The following is a 25969-nucleotide window of genomic DNA, read 5'->3' on the forward strand; positions in this document are numbered from 1 at the left end:
CGGCGGTTTTGATGGACTGCCTTGAATCGGGCGATGCGGGGCCGTTCAGGCGGTGGCGGCTTTGTGGAAGTTGAAGGGCAGCAGGTCTGCAATATCGGCGTCGCCGGCGCGCTGAGGCGATTCGGTGAGGACGTGGCGCAACCACGCTAACGGCACGACACGTGAGGCGCGGCAGGTCAGCATCAGGCTATAGACGACGGCGCTGGCCTCGGCTCCGTCCACGGTATCACTGAACAACCGTAAGCGGTACGAGCAGACCACGGACCTGGCGTGGACGGCCTACGCGCGCCGCTGGAAGCGCATAGGCATCCAGAACTGCCGCAGGGCCTCAACGGCTATTGGAATGTCGCGCCAGGCGTTTTGAGCGACGGGCAGCGTTGCCAGCGTATGGCGGGCCGGGGGTAGCAAGGGTCGACCGGCGTCATCGATGCAATGGACCAGGATCGGCCGCAGCATAAGGTGTTCGGTTCCGTTCGGGGAGAGAAGCCGCGACCAGACGAGAAGCCGAAGCTTCATGACGGCGTGGAAGCCCATGCACCAGGGCTGCGGGTCGACGTCGCCGTCCGGCGATCGCAGGAACAGCGGCTCGAAGCTCTCCGGTCTCGTCGACAGCGTCTCGCTGATCGCGTTGTGGCGCATCAGCGTGGCAGCGATCGCCGAGAACTCCTCGGTGTCGTGATTGAAGGCGTCGGGATCTACGCCAAGGAGCGGGCACACCCATTCCTCGGAGGCCATCGAGACCGGCCCGGCGACGACAGCGGCCACTGCGCCGTCGAGCATGGAGAGCGACGTCGCCCGCGGATGCCGAAGCGTCGGCGACCTGGCGCGCTCGCTCATCCATTGCCCGAGCCGCTCGAATGACATGGCATAGTTCGCCATCGTCGTCTTGCGTGCTTTTCGCGTTCCCCGCCGTTGCTTCGGCTTCGTCATGCCACGGCTCGCTTTTCGGCTTCGCGTGCGGCCTTCCAGTTCCAGGCCAGAAGTTCGTGCAGCTGGTTGGCCTTCGCGGCGCCGCTCACCATGCGCTCGAGAACGTCGACGAGATAGGCCTCGGGGTCGAGGCCATTCAATTTGGCCGTGTTAAGAAGCGAAGAAAGTATCGACCAAGTCTCGCCTCCGCCTTCGTCACCACTGAACAACGAGTTCTTTTTTCCGATCGCAATCGGCCTGATTGATCGTTCGACCGTGTTGGTGTCCGCCTCGAGCCGCCCGTCGTCCAGGAATGCCGTCAGGCCCTGCCAGCGTTCGAGCATATAATCGATCGCCTTGATGAGCGTCGAGCGGCGGGAGATCCCGTCCTTCACCGCGATCAGTCGAGCCTTCAACGCCTCCATGAGCGGCTTCGTCTCGGCCTGTCGCGCCGCGCGGCGTTCCCCGGCGCCGAGACCGCGGATCCTCTCCTCGATCGCGTAGACGGCTGCGATGCGCTCGATGACCTCCGCGGCGAAGGGTGAGTTCGTCGTCTTGTGCACCCTCACGAAGTTGCGGCGCGCGTGAACGAGACAATACGCCAGCTGGATCTGCCCGGCACCTTCGCATCGCCCACCAGCGAGGCGTAGGCGGCATAGCCGTCGACTTGCAGCACGCCTTCGAAGCCGGCCAACTGCGCCACGATCTCCTTCTTGCCGCGACCGTCTGCGAACACGTAGGCGACCGCCGGCGGCGCCGGACCCTTCCACGCCCGATCGTCCGTCGCATGCGCCCAGAACTGGCAGATCCTCGTGCGGCCGCGTACCGGGTCGAGCACCGGCATCGGCGTCTCATCGCAGAACAACCGCTCAAAGCCGTGCATGGTCTTCAGTTGCAGGTCGTAGAGGCCCCTGACCAGCCACGCCGCGCTGCCCATCCAGCGCGCCAGCGTCTGACGATCGACGACAACACCTTGGCCCGCCAGGATCTGCGTCTGGCGGTAGAGCGTCGATTGCCAGGCATATTTGGCCGCGGCGATATGCGCGATCAGCGCCGTCGTCGCCATGCCGCCCTCGACGAGCCGCGCTGGTGCCGAGGCCTGGACGATCGGGCCCTCACAGGCGCGGCAGGCATATTTGGGAGGGATCGTGCGGAGTACACGCAACCACCCGGGAAACCGAACCGCAGAGTCGGAGATCGCCCCTTCATCCGGTAGGTGGCCGCTGAACAGCGCCTACGATTCACGTGACTAGTGCGCCAAACAGCTTGCTAAGACGTTCCCGTTCAGAAGCGGAAGCCGGCCGCGGACGGTATCCCCAAAGGGCCGGCCATCAGACACTCGCTTGCTCAAAGCTCGATCCCAAACCGGAAACTCACGCCAGACGTAAACCGGCTGTCGGCACATGATGAGATAATGTGATAAAAGGCCCGCAGTTCAGTGGGATCGGACGTTCCTAACCCAACGGTCACAGGACCTATAACGAGACCTAGACCAGGAGCAGGGAATATTCAGCCGACTGTCGCAATCCTGCGCAATCGCTGGGAATACGCGTAATTGCTGCAGAGGACGCCCTGAATTCGCAGCCCACGGCAGCCCTCGGCCGGCAAACTGCAGCAAAAAACGGCCGAAGCCTGTCCGATGTGATAGCCCACATCTAGCGGCGCAGTTTACCCTGCGATCAAGAGAGGAATGTCCCAAATGCCGAAATCCACTGCGCGCTGTTTCATTCACAGACCAGCCCGTCTCAAGCGGCGTTTTGCCGCCATAGCAAGCGTGGCGGCACTACTAATGACCGTCTCACCCGGGGGCGCGGAAACGCTGAAATGGGCTCGGAGCTTGGACGTTCAGACTCTAGACCCTCACGCCTATAATGAGAACGTGACCTTTGCGTTCAATCGGCAGATGTACGAAGGCCTTGTGGAGCGCTCCGACGACGGAAAGCTCATTGGAGTACTAGCGACCGAATGGCGGATGTTGCCTGATCACCCCGACGTTTGGGAGTTCAAGCTTCGCCGGAACGTTACGTTCCACGACGGCGCACCATTTAAGGCCGACGACGCCGCATTTTCAATCCAGCGAGCTATGGCACCAACCTCGAATGTGCGGACCTATCTGGCTGCCGCCGCGGTTGAGGAAGCCATCGCGAAGGACGACTACACCGTGCAGGTCAAGACAAAGGGACCCAGCCCTCTTCTGCCCGAAAACTTGGCAAGCATCTTCATAATGAATAGAGCATGGGCCGAGAAGAACGACTCCGTTGTTCCGCAGGATTTTAAAGGCGGGAAAGAAAACTATGCTGCTCGCCATGAGAACGGCACTGGCGCCTATCGCCTTGTAAGCCGAGAATCGGATCGCCGTTCGGAGTTGGAAGCTTACGATAAATACTGGGGTATCGGCCAGTTCCCAATCGATATCGATCGGATCATCTATACCCCTATCCAGTCGGCCGCGACGCGTGTATCCGCATTGATCAGCGGAGAAGTTAATTTTCTCCAAGACGTCCCCCCCCAAGACATTTCACGGTTGGAGCAGAATGAAAGCCTTCGGGTGGTTCGCGGCCCAGAGATTCGCACGGTTTTTTTAGGCGTCAATACAAGCGCGAACACACTTGCCAGCGGGGAAGCAAAGGGAAATCCTTTCGCCGACAAGCGGGTGCGCCACGCAATGAACATGTCCATTGATCGTCTAGCGATCAAGTCGGCAATCATGCGAGGGGAGTCGGTTCCGCTCGGTACAATCATTTCGCCGATCGCCGACGGCTATACGGAAGAATTGGGTAAGTTCCCAAAGCTCAATATTGACCAAGCCAAGCAGCTTATGGCCGAGGCAGGTTACCCCAACGGATTTTCGGTCACTCTAAACTGTCCAAATGACGGCATGGTGAACGACGAGCGCATCTGTCAGGCCGTGGTGGCAATGCTCGCCAAGATCGGTGTCACCGTGCATCTCGATGTCCAACCCAGCGCAGTCGTCTGGCCTCTAGTTCTCAATAGGAAGACCGACTTTTACCTGATGACGTGGGGCTCATACGATTCTCAATTAATCTTCGATAATCTCGTCCACTCTCGGGGCGCCTGGGCTGCAGCGAATTACAAAAACCCGGAGATTGATGCCAAAATTGAATTACTCCGGTCGGAAGCCGATCCTCAAAGACGTAAAACCATAATCGCCGAAATTTGGAAGACCGTTCAGGACGAGTGTTTCTATCTACCGATTCACGCGCAGGTGTTGGCGCGTGCAACGCAGAAGAAGATTCACGTTACGCCAAACGTTGGTAATCAGATCTCCGTGAAAACCATCAAGGTGGACAAGTGACAGGTTTCTTTCTGCGCAGATTGCTGTCCGTGTTGCCGGTGATGCTGATGACGGCGTTTCTGTCGTTCGCCGCCTTTCATTTTATCGGCGATCCGCTCCAGAATATGGTCGGACCGGAGGCGACCGCGCAGGACCGCGCGCGGCTAGCGGCGGAACTCGGGTTCGACCGCCCCTTTTACATCCAGTTCTTTCGTTTTATCAGTTCGGCACTCCATGGGGACTTCGGCATTTCCACTCGCGTTGGAAGGCCGGTGTTGGATTTGATCCTGGAGCGGCTGCCTGCGACTCTGGAACTAGCTATATTATCGTTTATATTTGCAATGATAGCGGGAGTCGCCCTTGGCGTCGTGACAGCATTGCGGCCGCGCTCCATATTATCGGGCTTCAGCTTGACGGTCTCGCTGATCGCAGTATCCCTGCCTAACTTCTTAATCGGCATCGGCCTCATCTACGTGTTCGCGGTCAAACTTGGCTGGTTGCCGTCCTTCGGACGGGGCGACACGGTGAAGATCGGCTGGTGGACCACCGGGTTACTGACTAAGACCGGCTGGCAGGCTATCATCCTTCCCGCGATTTCACTGGCCACCTATCAACTCACGCTGATCTTGCGTTTAGTCCGCACTGAAATGCTTGAGGTCATGCATTCCGATCATATCCGGTTCGCACGCGCGCGAGGGCTGCCAGACCGGCTCATCTATTTTTCTTACGCTTTGAAGAACACGATGATTCCGGTCGTCACGGTTGCAGGTTTGCAGTTGGGATCCATCATCGCATTCGCCGTCGTTACTGAGACAGTATTCCAATGGCCAGGCGTTGGGCTGCTCTTTATTAATTCCATTAGATTTTCCGACGTCCCAATCATGGCCGCATACCTTCTCATCGTGTCGATCATTTTCGTTACCATCAACATGGTCGTGGATTGCGTCTACTACCTTCTAGATCCTCGCCTGCGGACGGGAGGAGTAGTCAGATGACCATTCACAAGCTTTCCGCATTGTTTAACTCTGATATCGGGCACTCTTACATCCGTTCCCCCAGAGCAGTTCTGTCTACGCTCGCACTGCTAACTCTCATTGTCGCGGCCCTGGGAGCTCCTTTATGGGCACCACAGAACACTCTCGACGCCAGCACGTTCGATCTGCTTTCGTCAAATACACCGGCCTGGAGCATCAATGAGTTCACGAACCGCTTCTACGCTTTCGGCACAGACGATCAGGGACGTGACGTGCTTTCAGCGACCCTTTATGGAACACGGGTTTCACTCCTAGTGGGCCTTGCCTCTGTTTTGGTTTCAATGTCGATCGGCGTCAGCTTAGGCCTGATATCCGGTTATTTCGGGGGACACATTGACGCAGCGATCATGCGTATCGCAGACATCCAGTTGTCCATCCCCGCCATTTTTATTGCGCTCCTTATTTCCGGCTTAACGCGGTCGCTACTGCCACCGAGCGCGCGCGAAGCCCTTGCTGTCTACATGGTAATATTGGCGATTGGAATTTCCGGATGGGTCACATATGCCCGCACGGTGCGCGGCGCCGTGATGGGGGAGAAACAGCGAGAGTATGTGCAGGCAGCCCTAATGATAGGCCTTCCGACGGGCACAGTGCTGGTACGGCACATATTGCCAAACGTGCGTCGACCGATCCTCGTGATCGCGACAATCTCACTTGCGCTTTCAATTATTACCGAAGCCACGCTGTCCTACTTGGGCGCAGGTCTGCCCCCCACCCAACCATCTCTTGGAACATTGATCCGCAGTGGGCAAGACTTTCTTTTTGCTGGGCAGTGGTGGATCCTGCTGTTTCCTGCCGCCACCCTTCTTACACTCGCGCTGGCCATTAACGTCTTGGGCGACTGGTTCCGGGATGTAATCAACCCAAGGGGCATCTGATGACAACAACTGCCCAGCCTTGCGTTCTTTCCATTCGGGGACTTAGCGTCGACTTTCCTAGCCGGCATGGCGCCTTGCAAGCCGTATGCAACGTCAGCCTAGACATCGCGCCAGGCGAAATACTCGGCATCGTCGGCGAATCGGGCGCGGGCAAATCGACCGTTGGAGCTGCCATCACGGGCTTACTACAGGCTCCCGGCCATATTAGTGCGGGCGAAGTTCGGCTTTCCGGAGATATCATCGATGCGCGCGACGTTAAGGCGATGCGGGCGTTACGCGGCAAACGCGTCTCGACTATTTTCCAAGATCCACTGACCAGCTTAAATCCACTTTTCACAATTGAGAGACAACTGGTCGACACGATCCGAACTCATCTCGCCTTATCACGCAGCGACGCAAGGATCGAGGCGGTGCGTCAGTTGGAGGCGGTAGGGATTCCAGAGCCAGCCCGGCGCGTGAAGAACTGGCCACATGAATTCTCGGGTGGCATGCGACAGCGCGCAGTTATCGCGCTTGCTCTCTGCTCACAACCCGAACTCATTGTCGCGGACGAACCAACAACTGCGCTCGACGTGACCGTTCAGGCACAGATCTTGAAGCTAATCAAGAACTTGGCTCGTGAACGTCAAGTGGGTGTGATGCTCATCACCCACAACATGGGCGTGATTTCCCAGGTCACTGATCGCGTCGCGGTGATGAGGGCAGGCGAAATCGTCGAACTAAACGACACTGCGGCTGTTCTTGGAAATCCATGCCACGAGTACAGCCAAGCATTGATTTCGGTTGTGCCGCGCGGCGACATTAAGCTGCATCGCTTTCCCGTGTCTGGCGCCGCTCGAAATATCGATGCGGCCATGCAGTGGCTGCTGGAAAGAGACATGCCGCAAAGTTCAAGCCAGCCGGAGGCACTTGTAGAACTCCGGGGTGTGGAGCGCGTATATGGGGCGACAGGCATGTTCGGTGGTTCCGCTCGGCGAGCCTTTAAGGCCCTGCACGATGTGAACCTGAGTATCCGCCCCGGAGAAGTCATGGGCCTTGTTGGCGAATCCGGCTCTGGAAAAAGCACGATCGCAAGAGTCGTTGCTGGGCTTGCCCGCCCGAGCAGCGGCCAACTGATTTATGGCGGAAAAGATGTTTATGCAGCCAGCCTTGAAGATCGTCAAGATATTCGGCGTCAAACTCAAATGGTGTTTCAAGACCCGTACTCGTCTCTGAATCCACAGATGCGCGTGGGCGAGATTATCATGGAGCCAATGATTCACTTTGGACTAGTAAAGGATAAGCGAGAGGCCGAACCGATAATGTTAGAGCTGCTGAAGGCCGTTGGTCTGGAGCCCACCGTCGCCCGCCGTTATCCGCACGCCTTCTCAGGCGGTCAGCGACAACGTATTTCAATCGCACGAACCTTGGCAAGTCGCCCGCGGTTCCTCATCTGCGATGAACCTACCTCGGCACTCGATGTCTCGATCCAGGCGCAGATCCTAAATCTTCTGAAAGACCTTCAAGAGAATCTATCGCTGACGATGTTATTTATCAGTCACGATCTCCCTGTCGTGCGTCAGATTTGCGACAGAGTTACAGTACTACAGAATGGGCAAATTTGCGAAAGCAGCGAGACGGAACAGTTGTTCAAAGCGCCGAAGCACTCTTACACAGCATCGCTCTTGTCCATGATACCGAAGATGCAGACCCCAGAGTGGATCGTCAAGCCGTCTGAGATCCCATCACAGTCCATCTGCTAGCCCCGGACGCGTCCGCCCGGGTTGTCAGATATCTGATGGTCATGCGGCAGCAGCCGATGGCTTTATACGCCCGCCGTACGCTCATCCCGTGGGCAACCATGAGATACGCGACAGCTTTCCGCTTGCCCGCGGGCAAAAAGCGGGCTTCGTGCCCGAACCATTTATCGCGAACGGCGTGCGCGGATCTCGTCATGGCCTGGCTGCAACAGCAGTCCACTCGCGAGAGGCCGGATACATTTATGCAATTGGAAGCGTCATTTTTGCTGTTACGAACCCTTGCACGGACCGGGGCGGACCATACATTCTTTCCCACGAGATCCTTGGGCGCCGCATTGTCCAGCACGGCATCAGCCACCAACCGCTTCAGCCGTGTGTTCTCGTCCTCCAGCGTCTTCAGCCGCTTGGCCTCCGACACTCCAGTGGCCTTCCATTTGTAGATGCTGGGGTCGCTGACGCCGCGCTTGCGGCACAGATCGGCAACCGAAACCCCGGCCTCATGCTCCTTCAAAATCCCGATGATCTGCTCTGCCGAAAAGCGGCTACGCTTCATGCTCTGGTCCTTGTTTGGGCCAGCGCGAACTTCAATCTGGATTAAGCCTGTGGGGCAAGGTCATTCACGTCCTTGAGGGTTATCCTGATCCGGACGGCGGTCGTGTTCAGGCTCATGCTGCCAGCCTCGGATCGTGCGCATGCATCCTGTAGGTCGATGCCCAGGGAGGCAGTTTGTCCAGTCGCGCCGCAGGCCAGCCATTGATGAGTTTTGCGAGCACGCCGGAGAGCCAGGGCTAGGCGCTGACGACATTGAGCCTACACGTTTCAATGAGCGAGGCCAGCAATGCCCAATTATCGGCACCCTCGTCGCACCCAGCGAACAGGGCATTCTTGGCATCGAGTTTGATTGGCCGCATCGCACGCTCGACCGCATTCGTGTCCATCTCGATGCGCCCGTCATCAAGGTAGAGCGTCAGGCCGTCCCAATGGCGCAGCGAATAGCGCAGAGCCTTCGCCGTGTCGCTCTTCCCCGCAAGATGATCAAGAGTTGCCTCAAACCACTGCTTCAAGGCTGCTGCCAGAGGTCTGGCATGAGCTTGTCGACCCGCGCAGCGCTCGGCAGCAGAGTGGCCCCGAAGTGCCTTCTCGACCGCGTTGAGCTGGGCGATGCGCTTAAGGGCCTCGCGGCAAACTGGAGCTGGCGCCGGAGCAGCCTCACGCGCGATCTTCACAAACTAGCGCCGTAGATGCGATCAGCAGAAGGCGAGCGGCCCAGACAGGGCGCCCGCACGCGTCTCCCGGGTCATGGTCTTGTAGGCCTGATAGCCTTCGCAATAGATGATACCGCGATAGCCCCAATCAGCGATGGCTTTGGGTGTCGCGTGCGAGGTCGGCCGTCCCGGACCGCGTTTTCCGTCGAGCGCGGTGCGCCTGCGATAGCTCTCGACTGTAGCGCGGCGATCTGGGAGAGAGGTGCGCGACAATCTGGATGAGAATCTGGTGTCGCGGCGGATGTGATGATCCGCGGGTTTGATTGACGCGCGCAAGTGCTTTGTCAGGTTGATTGTCGCGGCGCGTCAATCAGGGGCGATATTGGCGGGTGTGGCGTATGACGCTGGGCGTCCAGGTCCCTTTTTGCGCTCAGCGGCCTCGCGGCGTCGGTAGCTTTCGACATTCATCTCGAAGATGGTGGCGTGATGAACGAGCCGGTCGACCGCGGCGAGCGTCATAGCGGGGTCCGGGAAGATCTTCCCCCACTCGCCAAAGGGTTGGTTGGCTGTGATCAGCATGGAGCGCCGTTCGTAACGGGCGCTGATCAGCTCGAAGAGCACACTGGTCTCGGCCTGGTCCTTGGTGACGTATGCGAGATCATCGAGGATGAGCAGGTCGAACTTGTCGAGCTTGGCCAGCACGCTCTCGAGGACGAGGTCGCGGCGGGCCTGCTGCAGCTTCTGGACGAGATCTGTGGTGCGGGTGAACAGCACCCTGTAGCCGTTCTCGATGAGGGCGAGACCGATCGCCGAGGCGAGATGGCTCTTGCCGGTGCCGGGCGGGCCGAACAGGAGCAGGTTTGCGCCTTTCTCCAACCAGGTGTCGCCGGCGACGATGGCCATGACCTGAGCTTTGGAGACCATCGGCACGGCGTCGAACTCGAAGCTCTCGAGGGTCTTTCCGGGCAGAAGGCGGCCCTCTGTGAGGTGCCGCTCGATGCGGCGGCGATCGCGCTCGGCCAGTTCGTGCTCGGCGAGCACAGTGAGGAAGCGCGCGGCGGGCCAGCCCTCCTTGTCGGCCTGCTCGGCGAACTGTGGCCAGATCACCTTGCTGGCGGGCAGTCGCAGCTCGTTAAGGAGCAGGCTGAGCTTGGCGGGGTCAATCGAGGCGCTCTTCATGCTGCGTCTCCCAGGCTGGCGCCGATGAGCGCTTCGTAGGCCTGAAGCGGCGCCAGGCGGACGACTACGTTGGGTAGGCGCGCGGGATCGGGCGCGAAGCGGGCACGCAGCGCGGCCATGTCGGGGAGCCGGTGATTGTCGAGGCAGATGGACAGCTCCTCGGCCAGTTCGCTCTCGCAGCCGCGCTCGTGGGCGAGGCCAAGAAGCTCGACCATGATGCGGCAGGCCTGGCGCTCGGGCAGACGCTCGACGAGGAGATCGAAAGTCCGCCGGTAGGCCTCGCGCGGGAAGAGCCGATCGCGATAGACCAGATTGAGCAATGCCATCGGCTTCCTTCTGAGCGAATGGATGACGTGCCGGTAGTTGACGACCTGGTCATGCTTGCCGGACGGGGAAGCACGCCCGCGCGGCAGCGTCATGAGATGCGTGCCGCCGATGAAGACATCGAGCCGATCGTCGTAGAGGCGCACGCGCAAGCGATGGCCGATCAGGCGCGAGGGCACCGTATAGAAGACCTTGCGCAGCGTGAAGCCGCCTGAGGAAGTGACGCGCACGCTGAGTTCCTCATAGTCGGTGGTGCGCCGCTCAGGTAGCTCCCGAAGCTGGGCGCGCTCGGCATCGATGCGCTTGGCGTTGCGGGCATTGCGGCGGCCGACGATCTCGTCGACGAAGCGGCGATAGGAGGCGAGATCATCGAAGTCGACGGTGCCACGCAGCAACAGTGCATCCTCGATCGCCCGCTTGAGATGGCCGTGCGGCCCCTCGATCGAGCCGTTCTCGTGGGCGATGCCGGCATTGTTGCGTGACGGTGTCATGCCGTAATGGCTGCACAGCTCGTTATAGCGGCGGGTCAGGTCCTCGCGCGCGTCCTTGTCCAGGTTGCGGAAGGCGGCGGACAGGCTGTCCGAGCGGTGCTCGCGCGGCACCCCACCGAGGGACCAGAGTGCGTTCTGTAGGCCTTCCGCCAGCGCCACGAAGCTCTCGCCGCCGAGCACGACATGGGCGTGCTCGAAGCCGGAATAGGCGAGCCGGAAATGATAGAGTCGGTGGTCGAGCGGCTGACCGGCGATGGTGATGCCGAACGAGGCCACCTCGGTGAAGTCCGACAGACCGAGCCTGCCGGGTTCGTGCGCCTGGCGGAAGATGACCTCCTGCTCCTCACCGTGGATGGCACGCCAGCCTCGGATGCGCCGCTCCAGCGTCCGGCGCACGCCCTCGCCCAACTCGGAATGGCGCAGCATCATCTCCTCGAAAATGGCCACGGGCCGGATGCCGGGCGCTGCCCGCAGCAGCGGCACGACTTCAGAGTCGAAAATGTCGGCGATTGGATCGGGACGCCGTCGTGCGCGCGGCTCCTTCTTCTGCGAAGGTAGTACTGGATCCTTCTCGATGCGGTAGGCCGTTGCCACGCTGATCGACGCCTTCGCCGCGGCGACAGGCGTCGGATGGGTCTTCCTGAGCTTCATGTAGAGCCTTCTGTGGTTGCCGCCCGCAATGCAAGAAGTTTCTGACCCTTTGGCGTGTGATCGAGTGCGGTCTTCTGTCAGGCCTTCCTTTACGGCATTTTCAGAAGCCGCTGGCCGGTATGGTGATCCGCGGACCAGGTCCAATTCTCATCTCCGAGCACGTCGGCTCTTTGGCTCTAGCTGGTTTCCTGATCCAGATCTGTTCGATCGTTGCGCCCATTCGGGTCGTCGCCTTCTCACACCCCCTTCGCCAACGTCAGGCTATTTCGTGCTGCATGCAGTCATGCCGTCACTGCCTGCGCTGGGTTCCGATAATCCTCCTTCCGGGTGAGCATGGCCCAAATCGTCCGAGCCATCTTGTTCGCCAAGGCGATCGCCACAAGCATGCGCGGCTTCCTCGCCAGCATCTGCGCCAGCCAGGATCCGCTAGGGATCGACTTGCGCCCGAGCCAGTTCAGCCGCGACATCGCCCCAACGATGAGCAACTGGCGAATGTCCGCCTGTCCTTCCTTCGAAACGCGTCCGAGCCTTTCCTTTCCCCCTGAGGAATGTTGCCGTGGGACCAAGCCGAGCCAAGCCGCGAAGTCTCGGCCACGTCGAAAGGCCGCCATGTCGGGCGCGAAAGCCTCGATCGCGAGTGCGGTCAGCGGGCCGACCCCCGGCATTGTCTGCAGCCGCTGCGCCGTGACCGTCCGCGTCGCCAACTTCTTGAGCTGCTCTGCCTTGGCATCGATCCGCTCCGTCTTGTAGGCGATCTGATCAATGAGACTCCGACATTCCTCGCGGACCAGTTCTGGTAGATCGCTGTTCGGATCTTCGAGGATTGCGTCAATGCGTTTAAGTTGTTCGATTCCTTGCGGGATGATATGGCCGAATTCGTAGAGAACAGAACGCAGCGCATTCACCAGATCGGTGCGCTGATGAACAAGGCGCTTCCGAGCCCGAAAGAGCACTGCCCTGGCCTGCTGTTCTTCCGATTTCGGCTCGACGAAGCGCATCTCGGGGCGCTGTGCCGCGATCACGATTGCTTCGGCATCAGCCGCGTCGTTCTTTTGGCGTTTCACAAAAGGCTTCACATATTGCGGAGCGATCAGTTTCACTTCATGGCCGAGCTTGACCATCTCCCGTGCCCAATAGTGGGCGCTGCCACAGGCTTCCATCACCACCACTGCCGATGGGTGGCCCGCCATGAACTTCCGAAACTGAAGCCGCGACAGTTTCTTTCGAAATTTCAAGTGTCCCGCCATTGACGCCCCGTGGAGCTGAAACACATTCTTGGCTAGATCCACTCCGATCACCGTATCCATCAATTTGCCGTCCTCTTCGCTTCGGGGTTCAAACACTGCGTTCTTGGCACATTACGATGCCGTCTGGGGAGGGCGGCAACCATCCCATCTCAATTGATGGACGGTTATGTGGCGGCCGGGCACAAAAGTGATTCCTCCGAATCGGAAAAACCACCGGCATACCGGCCGACCGCGACCACCTGAGGCCTCGAAAAGGCCGCCGCCGCTGGACGGAAACTCCGGTCGGGCTACGCCCTCCCGACGTTCCCGTCCAGTGGCGGCATTCTCATCTGGATTGACGCTGCACTCTCACTTTGATCGCCGCGCCGCACTTATAGCGCGACAATCAGGATGAGAGCGCGTATTGCCTCATGTATTGATGCTCCCGGGTGCGATCGGTTGCCTCATTTATTTTGCTCCCGGCTTGGGTTGAGGAGGAGGCCGGGTGCGGAGATGGCCGGGGTTTCGGAGCGCCCGGCCTCCTCCGCTGGCGTCTGCCACATCATTGGGTTGTTGTGACCTCATGCCCCAGCAGCGTTTCCTCCGTAGGAACGAACAACAACGCGTTCGCTTGCTCGCTGCGCCAGGATTTAAGCCTACGCTGAAGCGTTCGAAGAAGCTTGTTCGGATAGGCTCCAGGATATTCCGCCTGCAACCGGGAGAGCAGTTCGCTACCAGTCCGCCAAGGCTCGGCTTCAAACCATTTTCGCAAATCTAGCGTTGCCCGGATGAGCGGGTCGGGACGCCGCCGGCCTCTTTTCGCTTTCACGATTGGCCGATCCGTCGGTCGCATAGCTCCGTCTTTCCAGGCGGTTCGTAGGCTTGCCAGGAAGAGATCGATCGGTTGCGATGCCGCAGCAGGATGGGCGATTGGCTGCGTATCAGCGAGCGCCGCGAGGCGTTCCTGCGCGCCGCGGATGTCGCGCAACAACGCGACCGGGTCGAGAGCGGCATAGATTTCTTGGAGATGGTGACGAATCGCATCGGGCGTGCGGGCGTCGGCGGCCAAGCGCTGGTGTGGCGTTGCCGGTGCGCTGTATGTCTTACGCACACGAGCACCGTCGCGCTGCTTGGCCATCAGTTTGAATGAGGGTTGGAAGAAGTTCACGAACAGCCGCGCCGATCGATAGAGTTCAGCCAGCAGCTTGGCCGCTTCCAGGCCCTCGAGCCGACGATAGCCGACCATCCTGCGCACGACGGCACCGTTCTTCTGCTCGACGAACGCCTGGTCGTTCTTCCGGTAGGGCCGGCAACGCGTGAAGACGATGTTGGCCGCATCGCAGTAGGCTTTCAGCGTCTCATTCATGAACACCGTATCATTGTCCGTATCGAGGCCGACCAGCGCAAAAGGCAATTGTTTGCGCAATTCCGTCAACACCGTGCTCAACAGTGTTTGTTCGCGCACGATCAGAGGAGCGCACTCCGTCCAGCCGGTAGCAATGTCGGTGAGCACGAGGGTCTGGATGAAGCTGCCGCGCGCCGATAGACCGCTATGCGCTACAAGGTCAGCCTCGACGAACCCCGGCGCCGGATCGTTCCAATCTGCCGACGTCCGTATTGGAATACTGCGACGCAACGAGTGCGTCGCGTGCCGTCGGCGCTTGCGACCTAATCCTTCTCGGACCCGTGCCAACGCGCGGTCGATCGTCGCAGCACTCATTGCCAAAAGTTTGTCGCGGATCTCGGGAGCAAGGTCGAGGTGGCCGTGCCGTTCCATCGCTTCAATCAGCGCAGGCATTAACGCCTTCAGCCGCTTCCCGCAGATCCGGTCTGACGCCTCCCAAAGCAGCACGAGCGCGTTGTGTTCCGCCTCATTATAGATCCGACGTCGCGCCCGTCGGCCTGCGCTTACGTCTTCCTGGCCTCGAAGTAGACGCATCGCATGTTTGCGATGGAATCCGGTGATGTCGACGAACTCGCCTGGAAGCGGCCGAGCTGCTGGCCGCACTCTGTCGATCAGCGCGGCTGTTCGTAAACTTCTTCCAACCCTCGTTCAAACTGTTAGCCAAGCAGCGCGACAGTGCTCGTGTACGCAAGACATACAGCGCGCCGGCAACGCCTCACCAGCGCCTGGCAGCGGACGTCCGCACGCCTGAAGGGTCAGATCGCCGCGGAAAGCCTTGAGCCGGGTGCGATTGCAATCGATATCGCCCGCCGCCATGGCTGCCGGACACAGCAGGTACATGACTGGCGACGCCGGGCGCGTTCAACAACTGGTGCTGCCGGCTTCGGCAGATGCAATATCGTTCGTGCCTTTGGTGTCGGAATCGTCGCCACCGGCGGCTGCGGAGCCTCCGCCAGCATACACTTCGATACGCGGCGACAATGGTCCTCTTATGTCGTCCGAATGGTCTCCACTATGAGCACCCTTGCCGCCAATCCCAATTCGTGCGCGCTGCGCGACGTCGTCGATGCCGAGCAAATCCTCACTGCAATGCGTCGACTCATAAGTCAGCACCGCCACCTTTGCAGACGGGGGAGCTGGCGCAGCCGTTGCGAGCATCGATGCAGACGTCGCTAAGTGCTTGAGCGCCTGCGCTCGGCGTGCGAGAAATCGCTGTGATCCTACTCGAGTGGGCTAAATTTCCATTGTCGCACCCGCAATCCGCCGAATGAGCAAACTTCCGGTTTTTGACATCGTGGTCCTGTACCGGGGTCGTGGTCGAGTAACTCAGCCATTCGGCTTCGCCCTCACAGATCCGGGCGGGCAGACTTCCCGCACCCGGCTCTTCCCGAGCGTAACCCGCGTCATATGCGCGCCTGCGCCCTCGAGTGATGCGTGGAACGGAAAGACGGAAGCGAGCCGTCAGGGTCTCGAACTCCGGCCATCTCTTGCGCGAGATGATCGGCTTTGCTGCCCAGCGGCTGATGGAGCTGGAAGTCGAAGGCCAGGTCGGTGCAGCCTACGGCGAGAAGAACCCCGAGCGTCTGGCCCAGCGCAACGGTGAGCTTCGACCGGACCTGGGAGACCTGGCCGGCACGGTCGAGCTTCGCATCCCAAGCTGCGCAAGGGCTCCTACTTCCCGGGTTTCCTGGAGCCGCGCCGGATGGCCGAGAAGGCGCTCACCGCCGTGGTCTGTCGATTCCGAGGTCATCGCGCGCACCGTACCGATTTGATGGCGCGCGGAGTTCCGAAATGATCGCGCGCTTCGTTGCGGTCATGGGCGCATCCAGCTTGTCATTCCCGCTAGCGACGTGGACCGAGCAGCTCGGCGACTGGATCGCGGGAAACGACGCGGCCTACAGCTTTTTTGGTGACGCGACGCAACTGCTGGTGCCCACAACGCCAAGATCGCGGTGATCGAGGCCTGCCTCTGTGACCCCATAGTCGACCGCAGCTACAGCGATATGGCGCAGCATTCCGGCACGGCCGCCTCGCCCGAGAGATAAGGCAAAGGTCGAGGCCTGCGGTGGGAATCATCGAGCGTTGGCTGCTGCGGCGGTTGCGCAACCGAACTTTTTACAGCCTGGCCGAACTCAACCGCGCGATCGCCTAGTGGCTGGCCAAGCTCAATGACGAACGGGTACTGCGTCAGTATGGCCGCATACGGCGCCAGCTTTCGAGGAAATTGATGCGCCAATTCTCAAACCGCTTCCGGGCCAGCCGTGGGTCCATGCCGAATGGCGGGTCGGGCTCGACTATCACGTCGAGATCGAACAACACCATATTCGGTGCCCTATCGCTTCGCCCGCCGCTGAGTTAGACTAGAAGCGCGGATCAGCGCACGAACGATTGAACCCTCCTTGGAGGCGAGCGTGCATATGCGTGGCAGTGGCAACGGGCGGCACACGACGATCAGCGCCACATGCCCTCCAGCCACCGGCGCTATGCGAGTGGACGCCGGCAAAGATCTGCAGGGAGGGAGGCCGGTCCGGCCCGATACTGCGCTAGTCGACCGGATCATCGAGGACCTGAAGCGAAAGATCTTAACCATGCCCGCCAACAGTTATACTGGCTGACTCGTTCTGCTCGCTACGAATTCATGAGAATCTCCGCAGCCAGCTCGCCGAGCGCCACGTCAGTCGTGGGCCGTAGCGGAGCGCTTTTGGTACAGCCAGCATACCCTGAGCGGAAAGCAGCGGATCGATGTAGGCTAGCGCACCTCCTATTGCGACATCCCGCACGATGAGGGTAAACGAGGTCACCGCGTAGATGCCCTCGCACGCGACGACCGTTCCAATGGCGTCCCGGATTTCCGCGCCTCATGTGCTCGGCTGTCCACAATACCGGCCGATGCCTCGCCTTGCGTGAAAGCCTGGAGCTGGGGTACGGAGCTGCGACGTGTCGCAATGATATTGTCATTTGCAGCCGCAATTATTTTGAAGGCCGGCGCCATATTTGCCCAAAGACCCACCATTTCCTTCGGCAGAGGCGCGAACGAGCAGCGCTGGAGCGGCCGATCGACTGGAGAGCATTCAGGGAGCAGGGCGCAGGCCTCGGATAGAGGATGACCAAAGAGCTGAGAAGCTGACGGCTCCGGGGCCGTGATGGTAGTCCCGATCGACAGGCGCGCCGTTAGCTTGTTTTGGTTGTGCAGGGCCTCTTCCGAGGCCCTGCGATCCGGCGCCCGCCAGGATCAGATGCTCTCAGATTGTGCGCATCGGACGACAACCTTGCAGCATTGCTGCGCGATAGCCACGCTAGTCGCTGCTCCCCGCCTACCCGACCTGCTACATTGACTCAAGCGTCAACTGGAAGGCCGCGAAGATGAAGAGGACTACAAACACAAGCGCAAACAATCTGCTTTCCAGTTCCGAAAAGGACGTGGTGATCGAAATGCGGCATGCTATGCATCGCGAGCCGGAGCTTTCCAACAACGAGTGGAAAACTCAACAGCGGATCCGCGAAACGCTTGAACGGTTTGGGCTGTTCGATGCGAAGACCTTTCACAAAACCGGCCTTTACGTCGACATCCACGGTTTAGCCTCCGGGCCGCAGCGCTCCGTCGCCATACGGGGCGACATCGATGCCTTGCCGATCCAGGAAACCCGGGACGACTTGTCCTATCAGTCCCGGGTCCCAGGTCATATGCATGCGTGCGGTCATGACCTGCATGCGTCGATCGCTATGGGTACCGCACTTGCGTTTCATCGGATGCGAGAGAGCTTTTCTGGCAAGCTTCGCGTGTTTTTCCAGCCCGCCGAGGAGGCGGAGCCACTCGGCGGACGATCAGTGGCTGAGCAGGGCCTGCTTAGCGGCTTCCACGCTGCTGTTGGGTTCCACGTCAAAACTGATTTGCCCGCGGGGATGTTCGGCGCACGCCCAGGCGCTGTGACACAATCCGCCGATCAGTTCGCGATCACACTTATCGGGACCATGGCCCACGGCGCGAGGCCGCATGCGGGCGTGGATGCAATTGCGATGGCCGGGGCATTCATCAATGAGGTCCAAAAGGTCGTGTCGCGGGAAATGCCCTTCGATGACGGGGCGATCGTCACAATCGGGACGATTGCAGGTGGCGAAGCCACAAATATCATTTGCCCGTCAGTTACGATGACCGGAACTATCAGAACAAGCCGTTGTGAGCGGAGAGAGCTCCTGGTTCAGCGCGTGCGAGAAATAGCTGAAGGGGTCGCGACGATGCACCGCGGGAAAGCGGAGTTCTCCCACAAATTCGGTGAACCGCCGGTCATTAACAACGACGTGATGGTTGACAGGTTTCGGCGGCTGGTGGTCGAGACCGTGGGCAAAGACAAGTTTTCCGACCTGAAGTCGTCGAGCGCAGGCGGCGGCAGCGACGATTTCGGATTCTACTCCGCGTGCGTGCCCTCGATCTACTTCTGGTTTGGCAGCAAGGAGCAAGGCAACGAGTCCGGCGTGCACACGCCAACTTTCGGAGCCTCGGACGATCTGCTCGTTCCGACAGCTGAGCTCGCGATCAGGTACTGCTTGGAGATGCTGAATTCGTAGCGGCGCCGATGTACGATCCCGCCACAAATGACACGAAAAGATCCGCCGGCCCGCCCTCGATCCACGCGAGAGAACGACCCACTCTTTCCAGAAGGAGTTTGCACATGGCAATGCCTAAGGCTTCGCAAGCATTCGCCCGCGGCGGGTATCTGCGGAGATTATCCGCCGTCAAGTCGGAGATAGAGCGGCGAAGGTCGAAGCGGTGGTCACGGCTCCGGCTAACATCATATATCTCTCCGGATACACTTCGAGGTCGGGCTATGTTCCGCGGGGGCTGGTCGTGACTTTAACGGATGAGTAGCCGACCTTCCTGACGCGCAGAATGGTCTGGCCGGCGGCGATCCATCAGATGTTTGTCGATCGCAGTCGTGTCACTGGTTATTCGGAGGCGCTCATCGCTACCCCGAACGGGAGGAGACCATCGACTTCATCTTGGACGATGGCGTCGGCCGCAAATGGACCGGTCTGGAAGAACGGCTCTTGCCCGCTGACAGTTAAGAAGTTCAAATCTCGCTCGACAGGCGCGAACATCGTCTACTGCACTAACGCCGTGACCCGGATCCGCGGCGTGAAATCGGACTCGGAATTCGCGATGATGCGGGAAGCTACCGCTATTTCCGACGCCGGCATGCTCAAAGCGAGAGACGTTATCCGCTCAGGCGCGCGCGAGGCCAATGAATCCGCCGAGGTCATTGCAACATTGGTGCGCAGCGCTAACGGCAAGCCCAGCACGGATTTTGCGGGCCTCTTCTTTGCGCTGCGCACGCATCTCCACGTGTCACATTCGCTGGACCGAAGACGTCTTCCAGACGGGCTCGCAGAGCAATTTCGAGTTCAGCGGCGGGCGTCATGGCTAGACCTCTCCGCTGATGCGCACGATGTCGCGATCGGTAAGCCGTCGGATCACATACGCCGGTTGCATGAAGGGAACGTTGCCAGGTTGGAAGCTGCACTTGCCGCCGCCAAACCCGGCAGGACCTGCAGCGACGTCGCCATAGCTTTCAACTCCAACTTGAAAACGCGATGGCTTGGTGAAGGAGTCTCGGTGCGGCTACGCCGTCGCGATAGATTGGACGGAACCTACAGCTAGCTTGAAGGACGGCGATAACACGGTCCTCAAGCCGAATACGACATTTCACCTCATGCTTGAAAACTGGATCGATGAAGACGTGGTTATGTGATCAGCGAAACCTTCCGCATACCGACGTTGCAGGTGAACCATTCACGAAGTTGCCGCGCGAGCTATTCGAACTCTGACGCGCAATCCGCTGCGGCCTCAGCGATTCCAGGCCTGCCGCTAGTGCGTTAAGGTCTCTCAAAGGAGAACAATGGGCCACTCTCGCTCGCAGCACTCGCCTTCTTGCACGAGGACACCGGTTTTCAACACTAGGCGTCCGCAGATAGGTGGCCCGGTCGCGGTGCTGATTGCGCCGAGCCGTAGTCCATCGCAATATCCCGGGCTCGCGCCTGCGCTCGTCATCACCAAGACCGAAGGTGGACGCGATCGTCACAATCGGAAAGGCCGCTTTCGAGCGATCATTGACAGCCGCTCCATGATGCTCACAATCTCTGAGCGTATCGTTGCCATTCGATCGGCGAGCCCTGGCGGCATGCGCGCGTTGCTGGGCAACTGTTCCGCCATAAATATCCGCCGGGATTCATGCAGCTTTTGCGTGGAGCGGGACAGAGGGGATGTTTCGCCCAGAGCCCCGTGGAGGAACCGAAGGCCGTTAAATACGTGAAAATCGCTGTGCGAAACTTCCTTTGGATCGATGTGTCGGCTGCCACTGTGCCGATTGCGGCGCCAGGAATAGCAAACCATCACCATCTCGCGCACTCTGCTGGAATTGTGCGCAAGAACGCCGAGGTTGCTGAATTTCTGCGTCGTTCGCCGGTCCCTTCTCAATTTCACCGCGTGGTTCCGATTAGAAGTGGTTCAGCAAAAGCGGAGATTGCAAGATGCAAGTCGGTGTTCCCAAGGAAATCAAAACACACGAATATCGCGTGGGCCTGACCCCTGGAGCTGTCCGGGAATATGTGGCTGCCGGCCACCAAGTATTGGTGGAGGCCAATGCCGGCGCTGGCATCGGGGCAAGCGACGAGGAATACCGGAAGGCCGGTGCAACAATCGCCGCGGCTGCTCGGGAGGTGTTTGCATCGAGCGAGATGGTAGTCAAGGTCAAGGAGCCGCAGCCGTCCGAATGGGTCCAGCTCCGAGAGAATCAGATCCTCTTCACCTATCTGCATCTGGCGCCCGATCCGGAGCAGGCAAAAGGACTGCTGAAATCGGGTTGCACAGCGATCGCCTATGAAACCGTCACCGACTCGAACGGGGGCTTGCCGTTGCTTGCGCCAATGAGCGAAGTCGCGGGCCGGCTCACGATCGAGGCTGCCGGCGCGGCCCTAAAACGGTACAGCGGCGGGCGGGGGTTATTGATCGGCGGCGTGCCTGGCGTTCAGCCCGCTCGTATCGTTGTCATCGGTGGCGGTGTCGTCGGTACGCATGCCGCCCGAATGGCAGCCGGTTTGGGTGCGGAAGTCACCGTCATCGACCGTTCGATCAACCGCCTTCGCGAACTGGACGAGCTATTCGAGGGCCGCGTCCGCACCAGGTACTCGACCATCGACAGCGTTGAAGAGGAAGTCTCTGCCGCAGACGTCGTTATTGGCGCCGTGCTCGTCCCAGGAGCCAGTGCACCGAAGCTGGTGTCGCGCAAGATGCTGAGCTCGATGAAGCAAGGCTCTGTGGTCGTTGACGTCGCGATCGATCAAGGCGGTTGCTTTGAGACGTCGCGTGCCACCACCCATGCTGATCCAACCTACGAAGTCGACGGCGTGATCCACTATTGCGTTGCCAACATGCCCGGTGCAGTCCCGCTTACCTCAAGTCAGGCCCTCAACAACGCAACTTTGCCTTTTGGCTTGGCTTTGGCAAACAAGGGCTTTGCGGCCGTGCTTGAAAATCCGCACTTGCGCGCTGGCCTGAACGTCTATCGGGGCCGGTTGACCTACAAGGCAGTGGCAGAGAGTCTCGGCCTACCATTTTCACCGATCGAACAGGCTGCGGCCTGATCTCCCAGGCCCCCTAGGGGCGTTTCCTCCCTAACTTGAAGGGGCCACCCTTGGAGTGGCCCCTCCTTTTTTTGCTTTCAAGCACCATTCTGGCACGTAATTCGACCAAGCCCACTGGGGCGAGTTCGTTAGGCCTGTTTTGGGTTGAAGAGGATTGTGAGAAGTCAGAATTGTCAGAGCTTTCGGTATGGTTCTCATTCTTTCACGAGTGCTCAAAACAGCTGGACCGTCGGGACGTCGCGATCAAAGATCGCTTATCTGTCCGGTGGCATTTCGATTGGAACTGCAAACCCCGATTTTACGCGGTCCATGATGACCATGGTTTTGAACCCCTTAATATCGGGGTTCTCGTAAAAGAAGCGTCTGGTGAAAAGCTCGTAGTCCTCCATCGTGCGAGCCGTTATGTACAGAACGAAGTCTGCATCGCCCGTGACATAGAAGCCATTTACGACTTCACTCGACGTTTTGATGGCCTTCTTGAATTTGTCGATGATATCGGAGCGCTCCCGCTCGAGATTCACGAGGACAAGCATCTGAATCGGCCTTCCCACTGCTCTTGCCGAGACGATGGACACATCCGACTCAATGATTCCTTCCGAACGGAGCCTCTTCAACCTTCTCTGACACGCCGTGGGGGAAAGCCCCGCCATTTCGCCAATGACCTCGGACGTGAGGCGATTGTTTTTTTGCACGATCTCCAGGATGCGTGCATCTATCCGATCGTAACGCATAGCGGTTGTCTCCAGCCCTAAGCTGCGTTTCGTCGCAAGGCATCAATGCTTTGCAGGAATTCATCCCGCGCACCGAAAATGCGACGCAAATCTGTTTGCGTCACTAGTATCCTGATTACTCCAGCAATTTCAATAAGTGACGGCGCGGGAGTTTCAAAATGGGTGTTCAAGGCTTTCGGCACAGACGCCCGGAGTGGGGTGGCCTCGCTATGCGGCACCTTCGAACTCTCAGACGACGAGACTTTTTAGCGGGGGCAGCGTTCATCGACGGCAAGTGGACGGACGGCGGGCAGAAGGACGCGGTTGTCGACCCCGCGACGGGGGAGGAAATCGCGGAAGCTGCCCGTTGCTCGGCGGCCGACATGGAGCTGGCAATCGGAGCAGCAGAGAAGTCGTTTGTTGCATGGAGGCGTCTGCTGCCCACCGAGCGAGGAGTGATCCTCAAATCTTGGGCGTCCCTGATCCGCGGCCATTCAGAGGATCTCGCCGTTCTTATGACCAGCGAGCAAGGAAAGCCTCTGGCGGAGGCACGCTACGAGATCACATATGGCGCGGGCTTTCTGGAATGGTTTGCCGCTGAAGGCGAGCGCACCTATGGCGAGACCATTCCGAGTCACAAAGCGGGAAGCCTGCTTCATGTGCGAATGCAGCCAATCGGTGTTGCGGCGGCGATCACGCCATGGAATTTTCCAATCGCGATGATCACGAGAAAGGCGGGAGCTGCTCTTGCCGCGGGCTGCCCGATCGTCGTGAAGCCGGCTCCCGAGACGCCATTGTCGGCCCTTGCCCTGGCTAGGTTGGCCGAAGAAGCTGGTATTCCGCGTGGCGTATTTCAGGTGCTTGTCGGTGATTCAATCGAGCTTTCGAAACCACTGTTGCGCGATACGAGGGTGCGAGCTCTTTCGTTTACTGGTTCTACCGAAGTTGGGCGCCTGCTTCTGGCAGAGGCGGCACAAACCGTGAAGAAAGTGTCGCTTGAGCTGGGGGGCCACGCTCCGTGCATCATCTTTGACGACGTCGATGTCGACAAGGCGGTTAAGGGAGCGATGGACGCAAAGTTCACCACTTCGGGCCAGGACTGTCTCGCCGCCAATCGCATCTACGTGCATAGAAAGATCTACCGCGCCTTCGTCGAGGCGTTTGCCACCCCTATTTCTCAGCTCAGAGTCGGGCACGGCCTGGAAACGACAACTGATATAGGGCCGATGACAAAGCTGTCGGTTGCCAACAAATGCAGGGCCCACATCGACGACGCCGCAAAAAAGGGGGCGCGGGTGTTTTGCGCCGACAAGGGCGCAAGTTTGGGTGCAAACTTCGTTCCTCCGACGTTGCTCAGCGATGTCACCGACCACATGCTGATCACGCATGAAGAAACCTTCGGGCCGGTTGCTGCCGTGCTCCCGTTCGATTCTGAGGCGGAGGTTGTATCCAGGGCGAACGCCAGCGAAATGGGGCTGGCTGGATACATCTACACAAACAACCTTCGCCGGGCGCTCCGCCTTTCTGAGCAGATCGAGTGCGGCATGCTCGGAATCAATACAGCTTCCTTTACTGGACCGCCCATTCCGTTCGGAGGCTGGAAGCAGTCCGGACTCGGACGAGAAGGGTCGAAGCACGGTTTAGCAGAGTACATGGAACACAAATACGTCTGTTTCGGCGATTTGGCGGCATAGGAGAACTATATGATTGATATCAAGACCATCGCTGAGCGAGATCGTTCCAGTGTTCTGCATCCCTTCACGCAGCTGAAGGATTTCGCGAGCGGCAAGCTTGGCGATCCCACAATCGTCACAGGTGGTAAAGGGATATCCATTCGGGATGCGGAGGGCCGAACATACATCGATGGCTTTGCCGGTCTCTACTGTGTCAATATCGGCTATGGGCGTACCGAAGTTGCCGAGGCCATCGCAAGGCAGGCCTATCAGCTCGCATATTACCACACGTACGCTGCTCACACGACCGAAGAGCTCGCAAAGCTTTCGCATCGCCTCGTGCAAATGGCACCGGGAAACGCCAGCAAAGTCTTCTACGGACTTTCCGGATCGGATGCCAACGAAACTCAGGCCAAGCTCGTCTGGTATTACAACAATCTGCGTGGTCAGCCGAAGAAGAAGAAGATCATCTCTCGCGAGCGCGGTTATCACGGGTGCTCGGTCATTTCTGGATCAATGACGGGAATGTCGTTCTATCACGATCAAATGGACCTTCCGTTTCCGGGTATTCTGCACACAGGCACTCCCCACCATTATTGGGGCGCTGAGCACGGGGAATCGGAGGAGGCCTTTTCTCGTCGGCGTGCGGCCGAACTCGAAGAGCTAATTGTGCGGGAGGGCGCGGAAACGGTCGGCGCGTTTATTGCCGAGCCTGTCCTTGGTACCGGAGGCATCACACCGCCGCCCAGCGGGTATTGGCGGGAGATTCAGGCCGTACTCAGGCGGTATGACGTTCTTCTCATCGCCGATGAGGTGATCTGTGGATTCGGGCGAACCGGGGCCGACTTTGGCAGTACTCTATACGGGATGGAGCCGGATCTCGTAACGGTCGCCAAGGGGCTCACCTCGGGCTACATGCCGCTCTCGGCAGCCATCGTGGGGGAGAAGGTTTACTCTGTTATGGAGGGGGCCGCCGATCGCGTTGGCGCATTCTCACACGGTTACACCTACTCGGGTCATCCGATCGCTGCCGCCGCCGCCAACGCAGTGCTCGATATCGTTGAAAAGGAGCAGCTCAGCAATCGCGCCAGGGTGGTCGGCGCGCACTTTCAAAAGCGGCTTAAGGAAAGGTTCGCTCAATTGGAGATCGCTGGCGAAGTTCGCGGCGTCGGCTTGCTCGGCGCTATCGAGTTTGTCGCGGACCGTCACACGAAGCGACGGTTCGACGCCCAGCTCAAAGTCGGCGCCCGCATCTCGAAGGCTGCTCGCGAGCGGGGACTTATTGCTCGGGCAATGCCGCATGGCGATATTCTGGGTTTTGCTCCGCCTCTTGTCGTCTCGGAAGGCGAGATTGATGAGATTGTCGAGCTTGCCTATCAGGCAACCAGGCAAGTCATTGACGAACTCGCCAGGGAGCCCGCAAGCGTTTAGAAACTCCGCATTCCACGCCCGGCACGTGTCGCACATCGGGCGCGCTTCATGAGTGAAGGTCATCCTCACCGTGAGGCGACCCGATCCGTTCTGAGCTAACTCAAGTAGCACCGGGCCGCCGCGGCAAATGCCCAGTTACACGGACTTTGTCAATCCTAGGAACTACGTCCGAATGGGGCAG

The 25969-nt window shown here is 59.4% G+C and carries 18 protein-coding genes and 7 pseudogenes; 13 read left to right on the forward strand and 12 right to left on the reverse strand.

The genetic code is table 11. The annotated features are described in order from the left end of the window. Positions 1 to 45: 45 nt before the first annotated feature. From XH91_RS35620 to XH91_RS39965, 4 genes and pseudogenes are all read right to left on the reverse strand, one after another. Positions 46 to 237: pseudogene (locus XH91_RS35620) on the reverse strand (transposase domain-containing protein); the annotation flags it as partial. A gap of 42 nt (positions 238 to 279) precedes the next feature. Next, positions 280 to 930, reverse strand: coding sequence for a UPF0149 family protein (locus tag XH91_RS35625; protein ID WP_237867281.1), 651 nt, complete (start codon positions 928 to 930; stop codon positions 280 to 282). Continuing rightward, on the reverse strand, positions 927 to 1472 hold the full coding sequence (locus tag XH91_RS39960) for an IS66 family transposase (protein WP_128955114.1): 546 nt from the start codon (positions 1470 to 1472) through the stop codon (positions 927 to 929). Before XH91_RS39960 ends, XH91_RS35625 begins: the two co-directional genes overlap by 4 nt. Before the next feature lie 2 nt (positions 1473 to 1474). Continuing rightward, positions 1475 to 1975: an IS66 family transposase gene (locus XH91_RS39965; protein WP_128955115.1), complete on the reverse strand. Its 501-nt coding sequence runs from the start codon at positions 1973 to 1975 to the stop codon at positions 1475 to 1477. Between the two features lie 633 nt (positions 1976 to 2608). On the opposite strand from XH91_RS39965, the gene XH91_RS35640 reads away from it, so the two are divergent. The 4 genes from XH91_RS35640 to XH91_RS35655 are packed head-to-tail and all read left to right on the forward strand — an operon-like array spanning position 2609 to position 7858. Next, positions 2609 to 4225 (forward strand): ABC transporter substrate-binding protein, encoded by a 1617-nt coding sequence (locus tag XH91_RS35640; protein ID WP_164934301.1) that lies wholly within the window; start codon positions 2609 to 2611, stop codon positions 4223 to 4225. After that, positions 4222 to 5199: an ABC transporter permease gene (locus XH91_RS35645; RefSeq protein WP_128955116.1), complete on the forward strand. Its 978-nt coding sequence runs from the start codon at positions 4222 to 4224 to the stop codon at positions 5197 to 5199. Before XH91_RS35640 ends, XH91_RS35645 begins: the two co-directional genes overlap by 4 nt. Beyond that, a complete protein-coding gene (locus XH91_RS35650) occupies positions 5196 to 6116 on the forward strand; it encodes an ABC transporter permease (protein WP_128929847.1) in 921 nt (306 codons plus the stop codon). The genes XH91_RS35645 and XH91_RS35650 overlap by 4 nt, the downstream gene beginning before the upstream one ends. Continuing rightward, positions 6116 to 7858 (forward strand): dipeptide ABC transporter ATP-binding protein, encoded by a 1743-nt coding sequence (locus tag XH91_RS35655; protein WP_128929848.1) that lies wholly within the window; start codon positions 6116 to 6118, stop codon positions 7856 to 7858. Before XH91_RS35650 ends, XH91_RS35655 begins: the two co-directional genes overlap by 1 nt. 10 nt (positions 7859 to 7868) lie before the next feature. Here the strand turns inward: XH91_RS35655 and XH91_RS35660 are convergent. From XH91_RS35660 to XH91_RS35690, 7 genes and pseudogenes are all read right to left on the reverse strand, one after another. Next, a pseudogene (locus tag XH91_RS35660) lies at positions 7869 to 7997 on the reverse strand (IS3 family transposase); the annotation flags it as partial. A gap of 159 nt (positions 7998 to 8156) precedes the next feature. Further along, positions 8157 to 8408, reverse strand: a pseudogene (locus XH91_RS35665) (transposase); the annotation flags it as partial. A gap of 112 nt (positions 8409 to 8520) precedes the next feature. Then, positions 8521 to 9204 (reverse strand): annotated as a pseudogene (locus tag XH91_RS35670) (IS66 family transposase); the annotation flags it as partial. Between the two features lie 222 nt (positions 9205 to 9426). Then, a complete protein-coding gene (istB, locus tag XH91_RS35675) occupies positions 9427 to 10239 on the reverse strand; it encodes an IS21-like element helper ATPase IstB (RefSeq protein WP_128929849.1) in 813 nt (270 codons plus the stop codon). Continuing rightward, entirely contained in the window at positions 10236 to 11705 is a 1470-nt protein-coding gene (gene istA, locus XH91_RS35680; protein WP_128929850.1) for an IS21 family transposase, read from the reverse strand. The genes istB and istA overlap by 4 nt, the downstream gene beginning before the upstream one ends. A 281-nt stretch (positions 11706 to 11986) precedes the next feature. Next, on the reverse strand, positions 11987 to 13012 hold the full coding sequence (locus tag XH91_RS35685) for an IS110 family RNA-guided transposase (protein WP_164934317.1): 1026 nt from the start codon (positions 13010 to 13012) through the stop codon (positions 11987 to 11989). A gap of 481 nt (positions 13013 to 13493) precedes the next feature. Then, complete coding sequence (locus XH91_RS35690; protein ID WP_371746383.1) at positions 13494 to 14951, reverse strand: ISNCY family transposase; 1458 nt, start codon at positions 14949 to 14951, stop codon at positions 13494 to 13496. On the opposite strand from XH91_RS35690, the pseudogene XH91_RS35695 reads away from it, so the two are divergent. The 7 genes and pseudogenes from XH91_RS35695 to ald all read left to right on the forward strand — a co-directional run. Further along, a pseudogene (locus XH91_RS35695) lies at positions 14912 to 15088 on the forward strand (ISNCY family transposase); the annotation flags it as partial. The gene XH91_RS35690 and the pseudogene XH91_RS35695 overlap by 40 nt on opposite strands. After that, a complete protein-coding gene (locus XH91_RS40230; RefSeq protein WP_206733559.1) occupies positions 15018 to 15512 on the forward strand; it encodes a transposase in 495 nt (164 codons plus the stop codon). The pseudogene XH91_RS35695 and the gene XH91_RS40230, both read left to right, overlap by 71 nt. Positions 15513 to 15766: 254 nt before the next feature. Continuing rightward, positions 15767 to 16068, forward strand: a pseudogene (locus XH91_RS35705) (transposase); the annotation flags it as partial. Positions 16069 to 16139: 71 nt separating this feature from the next. After that, positions 16140 to 16868, forward strand: a pseudogene (locus XH91_RS39695) (Mu transposase domain-containing protein); the annotation flags it as partial. A gap of 831 nt (positions 16869 to 17699) precedes the next feature. Further along, positions 17700 to 18902, forward strand: coding sequence for a M20 family metallopeptidase (locus XH91_RS35710; RefSeq protein ID WP_128929852.1), 1203 nt, complete (start codon positions 17700 to 17702; stop codon positions 18900 to 18902). Between the two features lie 322 nt (positions 18903 to 19224). Further along, positions 19225 to 19992, forward strand: a complete 768-nt coding sequence (locus tag XH91_RS35715; RefSeq protein WP_232995624.1) for a M24 family metallopeptidase — start codon at positions 19225 to 19227, stop codon at positions 19990 to 19992. An 869-nt stretch (positions 19993 to 20861) separates the two neighbouring features. Next, the gene (ald, locus tag XH91_RS35720; protein ID WP_128929853.1) at positions 20862 to 21974 is read left to right on the forward strand and encodes an alanine dehydrogenase; all 1113 of its coding nucleotides are present in this window, start codon (positions 20862 to 20864) and stop codon (positions 21972 to 21974) included. Positions 21975 to 22228: 254 nt separating this feature from the next. On the opposite strand, the gene XH91_RS35725 is transcribed toward ald, so the two are convergent. Then, positions 22229 to 22705, reverse strand: coding sequence for an Lrp/AsnC family transcriptional regulator (locus XH91_RS35725; protein ID WP_128929854.1), 477 nt, complete (start codon positions 22703 to 22705; stop codon positions 22229 to 22231). Positions 22706 to 22863: 158 nt separating this feature from the next. On the opposite strand from XH91_RS35725, the gene XH91_RS35730 reads away from it, so the two are divergent. Both XH91_RS35730 and XH91_RS35735 read left to right on the forward strand, forming a co-directional pair. Further along, the gene (locus XH91_RS35730; RefSeq protein WP_128929855.1) at positions 22864 to 24378 is read left to right on the forward strand and encodes an NAD-dependent succinate-semialdehyde dehydrogenase; all 1515 of its coding nucleotides are present in this window, start codon (positions 22864 to 22866) and stop codon (positions 24376 to 24378) included. A gap of 9 nt (positions 24379 to 24387) precedes the next feature. Then, positions 24388 to 25788 (forward strand): aminotransferase, encoded by a 1401-nt coding sequence (locus XH91_RS35735; RefSeq protein ID WP_128929856.1) that lies wholly within the window; start codon positions 24388 to 24390, stop codon positions 25786 to 25788. Positions 25789 to 25969: the final 181 nt, after the last annotated feature.

This window comes from Bradyrhizobium guangzhouense (assembly GCF_004114955.1).
Classification (GTDB): Bacteria; Pseudomonadota; Alphaproteobacteria; order Rhizobiales; family Xanthobacteraceae; genus Bradyrhizobium; species Bradyrhizobium guangzhouense.